7 protein-coding genes and 1 pseudogene are annotated in these 8124 nt (G+C 67.3%); 7 read left to right on the forward strand and 1 reads right to left on the reverse strand.

Annotated features, from left to right (window positions below; all coding sequences use genetic code 11):
- The first annotated feature begins 64 nt into the window (after positions 1 to 64).
- From QRN53_RS08670 to QRN53_RS08700, 7 genes and pseudogenes are all read left to right on the forward strand, one after another.
- Positions 65 to 532, forward strand: a complete 468-nt coding sequence (locus tag QRN53_RS08670; RefSeq protein ID WP_285243599.1) for a hypothetical protein — start codon at positions 65 to 67, stop codon at positions 530 to 532.
- Positions 529 to 1170, forward strand: a complete 642-nt coding sequence (locus QRN53_RS08675; RefSeq protein WP_285243600.1) for a gluconate 2-dehydrogenase subunit 3 family protein — start codon at positions 529 to 531, stop codon at positions 1168 to 1170. The genes QRN53_RS08670 and QRN53_RS08675 overlap by 4 nt, the downstream gene beginning before the upstream one ends.
- Positions 1167 to 2822: a GMC family oxidoreductase gene (locus QRN53_RS08680; RefSeq protein WP_285243601.1), complete on the forward strand. Its 1656-nt coding sequence runs from the start codon at positions 1167 to 1169 to the stop codon at positions 2820 to 2822. The genes QRN53_RS08675 and QRN53_RS08680 overlap by 4 nt, the downstream gene beginning before the upstream one ends.
- Before the next feature lie 2 nt (positions 2823 to 2824).
- Positions 2825 to 4615: a thiamine pyrophosphate-requiring protein gene (locus tag QRN53_RS08685; RefSeq protein ID WP_285243602.1), complete on the forward strand. Its 1791-nt coding sequence runs from the start codon at positions 2825 to 2827 to the stop codon at positions 4613 to 4615.
- Positions 4616 to 4618: 3 nt separating this feature from the next.
- Positions 4619 to 5722 (forward strand): enolase C-terminal domain-like protein, encoded by a 1104-nt coding sequence (locus tag QRN53_RS08690; RefSeq protein WP_285243603.1) that lies wholly within the window; start codon positions 4619 to 4621, stop codon positions 5720 to 5722.
- A 31-nt stretch (positions 5723 to 5753) separates the two neighbouring features.
- Positions 5754 to 5888 (forward strand): hypothetical protein, encoded by a 135-nt coding sequence (locus QRN53_RS08695; RefSeq protein ID WP_285243604.1) that lies wholly within the window; start codon positions 5754 to 5756, stop codon positions 5886 to 5888.
- Between the two features lie 142 nt (positions 5889 to 6030).
- Positions 6031 to 6624, forward strand: a pseudogene (locus tag QRN53_RS08700) (glycoside hydrolase family 15 protein); the annotation flags it as partial.
- Positions 6625 to 6642: 18 nt separating this feature from the next.
- Here QRN53_RS08700 and QRN53_RS08705 read toward each other — a convergent pair.
- On the reverse strand, positions 6643 to 7713 hold the full coding sequence (locus tag QRN53_RS08705) for an IS110 family RNA-guided transposase (protein ID WP_285243613.1): 1071 nt from the start codon (positions 7711 to 7713) through the stop codon (positions 6643 to 6645).
- Between the last annotated feature and the right edge of the window lie 411 nt (positions 7714 to 8124).

The following is an 8124-nucleotide window of genomic DNA, read 5'->3' on the forward strand; positions in this document are numbered from 1 at the left end:
AGTTGCTACCCCGCAAAGTTTGCCAGCTCCCCCGCTTGGTGGGCAGCCGGCATGAAGGAGAATCATGAAGACGCACCATCCGGCTGATCCGGTCAGCAGCACGGTCAACGGGATTGACCGGCTCATCCGGAACGTGCAGACGGGGCGGTTTGAACGCTCCCTGTCAGGGCTGACAGCTGCCGGGGCACTGGTCACGGCGGCGGAGATCTACCTTGAACACGACAAGGCCAGCTTCGGCAACAAGTGGATGTGGGTTCCCGTGGCCCTAGGCCCGGTAGGGGCCGCCGCGGGAGTGGCCGGCGTCTTCAGCCGCCGCATGGCAAAGACCGCCCTCCCCCTGGCCAGTGCCGCCATCATCGCCAACGGACTGCAGGGAACCTGGCTGCACCTCCAGGGGATCCGCCAGAAACCCGGCGGGCTGTCCAACCTGCGCTACAACCTGGAGATGGGGCCGCCGCTGTTCGCGCCTCTGCTGGTCACACTGGTGGGCGGCATGGGCGTCCTGGCCTCCGTCCTGAGGCGGGAACCATGAGCAGCCTTCCGCTGCCCGAGGCCGACGGCGGCGGACGCTACCCCGGCTTCCGCACCCTCGCCCAGGCAGACCATTGGGACCGGGCCACCTCCGCCGTCGTCGAATCCCGCCTGGGCATCCCCCCGGACGTCCGATTCTTCACGCCCCCGGAGGAGGCCGCGGCCAGCGCCCTCTTCGACCTGCTGCTGGGCCAGCAGGACGAACCCCGCGTGCCGGTGGTGAACATGGTGGACGCAAGGCTGGCCGAGGAGCAGACTGATGGCTGGCACTACGACAACATGCCGCGGGACGGTGAAGCCTGGCGGGCAACCCTGGCAGCACTGGACAGCGAGGCGCGCTCCCGTGCCAGCTGCACCTTCGCCCGCCTGGATCCGGACCAGCAGGCCGGGCTCCTGCGGGACATCTGCAACCTTGACCGGGAGCCCTGGCACGGGCTGCCGGCGGACCGGGTGTGGAGCCTCTGGACCCGGTATGCCTGCACCGCCTTCTACTCCCATCCCCTGGCCTGGGACGAGATCGGTTTCGCCGGACCGGCCTACCCCCGCGGTTACAAAAACCTGGGGGTGGACCGGCTGGACCCGTTCGAGGTGCGGGACATCCGCCCCGGTGCGGATCCGACGCATGGGGCAGACCGGTGAGCAGGGTCCGCGATCGCAATGAGTCTGCGTGGCTGCTCCCAACCGGGCCAGGCAGCAACCTGCGGCTGCGCGAGGACATGCGGCGGCACGACGAAACCGATGAGGTGGACATTGTGATCGTGGGCTGCGGCGCAGGTGGCGCCACCCTGCTGCAGCGCCTGGCCCGCGCCGGCTGGCACGCCGTGGCACTGGAGGCGGGGCCGTTCTGGGAGCCGGAGCGGGACTGGGTCAGCGATGAGGCCGGGTCCCACCACCTGTATTGGACCGAACCACGGGTGATCAGCGGGTCAGATCCCGTCCCCTTGGGGTCAAACAACTCGGGCCGCGGCGTCGGCGGGTCGATGGTCCACTTCGCCGGCTACACTCCGCGCTTCCACCCCAGCGACTTCAGGACCTTCAGCACCGATGGTGTGGGCGCGGACTGGCCCTTGGACTACGCGGACCTGCGGCCGTACTACGAGGACATCGAAGCGGAACTGCCCGTCGCCGGCGAGCACTGGCCGTGGGGTGACCCGCACGGCTACCCCCACCGGCCGCACCCGGTGTCCGGCAACGGCGAACTGTTCCTCCGCGGCGCCAATGCCTGCGGCATCACCGCGAAGGTGGGTCCGGTGGCCATCGCCAACGGTAGGTTCGGCAACCGGCCGCACTGCATCTACCGAGGCTTCTGCCTGCAGGGCTGCAAGGTCAACGCCAAGGCATCCCCGCTGATCACGCACGTTCCGGACGCGCTGGCCCACGGCGCCGAAATCCGCCCGCACTCCATGGCCACCCGGATCTGTTTCGATGAACACAGCGGGCTGGCCACCGGCGTGGAATACGTCCAGGGTGGCGTCACCAGGTTTCAGCGCGCCCGGATGGTGGCGGTGGCCGGCTACTCGATCGAAACCCCGCGGCTGCTGCTGAACTCCACCTCGCTGCGCTTCCCGGATGGAATGTGCAACGACTACGACCAGGTGGGCCGGTACCTGATGGTTCAGGGCGCGCCGCAAACCGCCGGGAGGTTCCAGGCCGAGGTGCGGATGTGGAAGGCCCCTCCCCCGGAAGTCAGCACTGAGGACTTCTACGAAACGGACCCCGCCAAGCCCTACAAACGGGGGTTCTCGATCCAGTGCGTGTCCCCGCTGCCCATCACCTGGGCAGAACACGTTGCAGCGCAGGGGCACTGGGGGCCCACCCTCCGCCGCTACATGAGCGACTACCCGCACTGGGCCTGCCTGGGCGCTCTGTGCGAATTCCTCCCCCTGGAGGAGAACCGGGTGACCCTGGCGGACGAAACGGACCGCCAAGGCATCCCCGTGGCCCGCTTCAGCTACAGCCAGTGCGGGAACGACCGGCAGCTGATGTCCGCCGCGCAGCAGGTGATGGAAGAAATCCTGACGGCGGCGGGGGCGGAGGAGGTCATCACCATCAACCGCTACGCCCACCTGGTGGGCGGGGCCCGGATGGCGGCCACCGAAGACGCCGGCGTCGTGGACCGGAACTGCCGCAGCTTCGCGGTCCCCAACCTCCTGGTCACCGACGGCAGCGTGCTGCCCACCCAGGGCAGCGCCAACCCTGCCCTGACCATCATGGCGCTGGCGGCCCGCGCCGCCCGCGTCCTGGTCCATGGCGCCCACGGGGGTGCCCGGATGAGCGCAAAGGAAGACTGATCATGGCAACAACAGTGGCCGACTACCTGCTCTCCCGGTTGGGTGAGTGGGGCGTGGACAAGGTCTTCGGTTTCCCCGGAGACGGCATCAACGGCATCCTGGCGGCCTTTGGCAAGGCGGGCAACCAGCCGAAATTCATCCAGGCCCGGCACGAGGAGATGGCGGCGTTCGAGGCCGTGGGCTACGCCAAGTACGGTGGCCGGGTTGCCGTGTGCATGGCCACCTCCGGGCCCGGCGCCATCCACCTGCTCAACGGCCTGTATGACGCCAAGCTGGACCATGTTCCGGTGGTGGCCATCGTGGGGCAGACCGCCCGCAGCGCCATGGGCGGGTCCTACCAGCAGGAAGTTGACCTGCTGACCCTGTTCAAGGACGTCGCCTCGGACTATGTCCAGATGGTCACCGTTCCCCAGCAGCTGCCCAACGTCATTGACAGGGCCATCCGGGTCGCCGAAGCCCAGCAGGCACCCACAGCGGTGATCATTCCGGCGGACGTGCAGGAACTGGAGTACGCCGCCCCTACGCACGAGTTCAAGATGGTGCCCTCCAGCGTCGGCGTCCAGTGGCCGGACATCCAGCCTGACGGTGCGGCAATCCGGGGCGCGGCCCAGCTCCTGAACGAGGGATCCAAGGTGGCCATTCTGATTGGGCAGGGCGCCCGCGGTGCGGCTGCCGAGGTCCGGGAGGTGGCCGAACTGCTGGGTGCCGGGGTGGCCAAGGCGCTGCTGGGCAAGGACGCCCTGCCCGATGACCTGCCATACGTCACCGGTTCCATCGGGCTGCTGGGCACCCGGCCCAGTTACGAGATGATGCGGGACTGCGACACCCTGCTCACGGTGGGGTCCAGCTTCCCGTACACGCAGTTCCTGCCGGAACCCGGGCAGGCCCGCGGCGTGCAGATCGACGTGGACCCGAAGATGATCGGGCTGCGCTACACAAACGAATTCAACATCGTGGCCGACGCCGCCACGGCCCTGCGCGCCCTGATCCCGCACCTGGCGCGGAAGCAGGACCGGTCCTGGCGGGAAAACCTGGAGTCGAACATCGGCCGCTGGTGGGAGACCATGCACGACGAAGCCATGGTCAGCGCCAACCCCGTCAACCCCATGCGGCTCTTCGCCGAGCTCTCCCCCCGGCTGCCGGCGGATGCGATGCTCAGCGCGGATTCCGGTTCCTCCGCCAACTGGTACGCGCGGCAGCTGAAGTTCCGGGACGGCGTCCGCGGTTCGCTGTCCGGCAACCTGGCCACCATGGGCCCGGGTGTCCCCTACGCGATTGGCGCCAAGTTCGCGTTTCCGGGCCGTCCGGCCATCGCGTTCGTGGGTGACGGCGCCATGCAGATGAACGGGCTGGCGGAGCTCATCACCGTGAAGCACTACTGGCGGGAGTGGGACGATCCGCGGCTGGTGGTGGCCGTCCTGCACAACAATGACCTGAACCAGGTCACGTGGGAGATGCGGGCCATGGGCGGGGTGCCGGCCTTCCGCGAGTCCCAGGTCCTGCCCGACGTCGACTACGCGGGTTTCGCCGAAAGCCTGGGTCTGCAGGGCATCCACGTGGAGGATCCCGACGACGTGGGGCCGGCCTGGGAGAAGGCCCTCGCCGCGGACCGGCCCACCGTGCTGGACGTGCGCACCGATCCCGATATTCCGCCGATCCCGCCGCACGCCACCTTTGAGCAGGCGCGGAAGACGGCCGAAGCCATGGTCAAGGGCGATGACAGCGCCTGGGGTGTGGTGAAGGAAGGGGTCAAGACCAAGATCCAGGAATTCCTGCCGCACAAGGAGGGCTGAGACATGTCCGCCGCCACCCCCGTCACCGCAATCCGGGCCAGCGCCTACACGGTTCCCACCGACGCACCCGAAGCGGACGGCACCTACAGCTGGGACTCCACCACGCTGGTCCTGGTGGAAGCGGACGGCGGCGGGACGACGGGCCTCGGCTGGACCTACGCCCCGGCAGCAGCGGCGGCCCTGGTGGAAGGCCTGCTGGCCCCGGCCGTTCAGGGTGTTGACGTCCTGGACGTGCCGGCGGCGGCTGCGGCGATGGCCCGGGCGGTGCGCAACCCGGGGCGGACGGGCGTGGGCTCCTATGCCGTGTCCGCGGTCGACTGTGCCCTCTGGGACCTGAAGGCGCGGATGCTGGAGCTGCCGCTGCACAAGCTCCTTGGCGCTGTCCGGGACACCGTGGCGGTGTACGGCAGCGGTGGCTTCACCACCTACACCGTGGACCAGCTGCGGGACCAGCTGCAGGGCTGGGCCCTGGAGCAAGGCATCCCCCGGGTGAAGATCAAGATCGGCCAGGACAGCGGAACGAACGTTCCCCGGGACCTGGAGCGCATCGGCCAGGCGCGCGCCGCCGTCGGCACCGGTACCGAACTGTTCGTAGATGCCAACGGCGGCTACACCGCCAAGCAGGCGGTACGGGTGATGCGGGAGGCAGCAGCAGAGCACGTCACCTGGTTCGAAGAACCGGTCTCCAGCGATGACCTGGCGGGGCTGCGGGCGGTGCGTGCCGCCGTCGACGCCGATGTCGCAGCCGGGGAATACGGAACGGGACTGCCCTACTTCCAGCGCATGTGCAGCGCGGACGCCGTGGACTGCCTGCAGGCGGACGTCAGCAGGTGCGGCGGGATCAGCGAATGGCTGCGGATCGCCGCCGTCGCCGCCGCCCACGGCCTGGAGGTCTCGGGGCACTGCGCACCCCACCTCAGTGCCGCCGTCGCCGCCGCAACACCCAACTTCCGGCACCTGGAGTGGTTCCACGACCACGTCCGGATCGAGGACCTGTTCTTCGACGGAATCCTTGACCCCGGCGGCGGCCGGGTGCGGCCGTCTGATGCCCCCGGCAACGGACTGGCCTTCCGCGCCGCCGACGCAGAGCCCTACCGGATTCACTGAAAAGCAGGATGACAGGACGGAGAGGAAGCCCATGCGCACCAGCCCAGGCAGCGGAAACCCGCCAGACGTCAAGCCGCTGAACCCGGACCCGACAGGCCAGGACCCCGGCGCCAAGGACCATGCCGCCGGGGAGAAGCGCAGCTCCAGGCGGCGATCTTCGAGGTGACGCGGCTGCCAGGGGCAGGAGTCTCCACGACGTTAGCGAGATGCTCCAGGCCCACCATGTGGCTGGACTCGGCGGCTCCCGCGGCGTTCCATGGCGAGCCCTACATCATCGACCTTCCCGCAGCCCTGGCGGCCGAGGCCGCGCGTTGATGGAGTACCTGGAGGGGGCGTGGGACCGGCCGGACAACGGGCTCTGGGAAATGCGCGGACCCCGGCGCCATTTCACCCATTCCAAGGTAATGGCCTGGGTCGCCGCGGACCGGATGGTCAAGGCAGTCCAAGAGTCCGGCCTCCCCGGACCCGGCGAACGCTGGGACAGACTGCGCAAGAAGATCCACGGCGATGTCATGGCCCACGGCTACGACGAAAAACGCAACACTTTCGTCCAGTCCTACGGCAGCAAAGAACTCGACGCCAGCCTGCTGCTGATCCCCCGCGTCGGGTTCCTCCCCCACGACCATCCCCGCGTGGTGCGCACGGTGGACGCGATCCAGCGGAACCTGACGCAGGACGGGTTCGTTCTCCGATACCATCCGGAAGCCAGCAATGACGGGCTTCCCGGCACGGAGGGTGTCTTCCTGGCCTGCTCCTTCTGGCTGGCCGACGCACTCCTGGGCATCGGCCGCCGGGACGAGGCCGCGAACCTGTTCGAACGCCTGCTTACACTCCGCTACGACGTCGGCCTGCTCAGCGAAGAATGGGACCCAAAAGCCCGCCGTCAACTAGGCAACACCCCCTAGACTCTTCTATGTCTGTCAAGCCGTTTTCATTGGTTCGGATGAGGCAGTAAGCGTTCGGTAGATGCGGCGGGCCATGTAGCGTTTGATGCAGCGGCGGATTTCCTTGTCGGTACGGCCTTCGGCGCGTCGTTTTTCCACGTACTGACGGGTTTCTGCGTCGTGAGTCACTCGCGTTACCGCGACCATGTGCAGTGCGCTGTTCAGCGCCCTGTCGCCTCCCCGGTTCAGCCGATGCCTGACCGTGTTCCCGGAAGAAGCTGGGATGGGGTTTACGCCGGCCAGAGAGGCGAAAGCTGCCTCGTTACGAACCCGGCCTTCGTGTGACCATGCGGTCAGACACTTCGCGGCGCTGATTGCCCTGAACCCTTTCTCTTCCAGCAAGGGTGCCGCCTCGCTGACCCTGACCAGCTCGTCCGGTTGCTTCTCATTGTTTTTGAGCTGCTCGTCCAGTTCGAGGATATGTTTGGCCAGGCGAATGGCCTCGTTACGGGCGACGGACAGGGACAGTTCTTCCTCGCGGGGCCGCCAGCGCGAGATGTCCGAGGTTTGGGAGGCGGTCAGGGACTTGCGGGCGTCGACCCCCAGGTTGTTGCTGCGTACTAGAGCGTTGAGCGCGTTGACCGACCTTGTGCGGTCGGCACTCATGGCGCCGCGGGCGGTGGTCAAGATCCGCACCGCTTGGCGGATCCCGTCATTGAGCCGGGGGCGGCGAAGCTTATGCGCGGGCAGTGGCAGCGTTGCGGCCGCGATCTGGTGGGCGTCCAAGGCATCGGTTTTACCCACACCGCGGCGTTTCTTGGCATCCATGCGTGGTGCTTCGGCGACCGGATAACCATGGGAGGCCACTGTGCCCGCCAGGATCGCCCCGTAAGTCGCGGCGCCTTCGATGACCCAGAGGGTGTCGGCATCCGCGCCGGTGCGGCGGGCTACCCAGTTGATGGCCCGGTTGATTCCGGCCGCATTGGTGGGAAACGCCCGGGATTCAAGAAGGGCACCGGTGGTGGCTGCGAGGATTGCGTAAACATGGTTGCGGGCGTGTGTGTCGACGCCCACGACAAATGGGTGGGCATGAGCGACGATGGACATGGCGGTCACGGCACCTTTCCGAAGAACGAAGGACATGGGTCAACGGCCGTCACCGGCCGGTATCAGTCCGGGTAGGAGTCACTTCGGAACAGCACTGTGATGGGTCACGCCCTGCAAAGGGTGGACAATCTTCTGATCAAGCAACCGAGGTGGGCCGGACGGGTACCGGCCACCCAACCCCAAGGATGGACAAGTCCACAGCAAGACAATCCATGTCAATGATCGTATGAGTCACATCTTCGGGGCCGGGGCGGCCAATAGCCATCCTGCCAGCCGGTCCCGGACCAGCTATGATCAAGACTCACAGATGAGTAAGTCCTATTGCGTAGGACGGGTGAGAAGCCTTTTAAAGTAAGGCGGAGAGTGTTAAACCCGGTATGTGAACCCCGAACTAAACACTCTCCTGACCAC

It is taken from the genome of Pseudarthrobacter sp. fls2-241-R2A-127 (assembly GCF_030209355.1).
Taxonomy (GTDB): Bacteria; Actinomycetota; Actinomycetes; order Actinomycetales; family Micrococcaceae; genus Arthrobacter.

What these genes read in the sequence shown, in the direction of transcription:
- QRN53_RS08705 (WP_285243613.1), bottom strand. Translation starts at nt 7,713, where the DNA reads ATGTCCATCGTCGCTCATGCCCACCCATTTGTCGTGGGCGTCGACACA.
- QRN53_RS08675 (WP_285243600.1), top strand. Translation starts at nt 529, where the DNA reads ATGAGCAGCCTTCCGCTGCCCGAGGCCGACGGCGGCGGACGCTACCCC.
- QRN53_RS08695 (WP_285243604.1), top strand. Translation starts at nt 5,754, where the DNA reads ATGCGCACCAGCCCAGGCAGCGGAAACCCGCCAGACGTCAAGCCGCTG.
- QRN53_RS08690 (WP_285243603.1), top strand. Translation starts at nt 4,619, where the DNA reads ATGTCCGCCGCCACCCCCGTCACCGCAATCCGGGCCAGCGCCTACACG.
- QRN53_RS08670 (WP_285243599.1), top strand. Translation starts at nt 65, where the DNA reads ATGAAGACGCACCATCCGGCTGATCCGGTCAGCAGCACGGTCAACGGG.
- QRN53_RS08685 (WP_285243602.1), top strand. Translation starts at nt 2,825, where the DNA reads ATGGCAACAACAGTGGCCGACTACCTGCTCTCCCGGTTGGGTGAGTGG.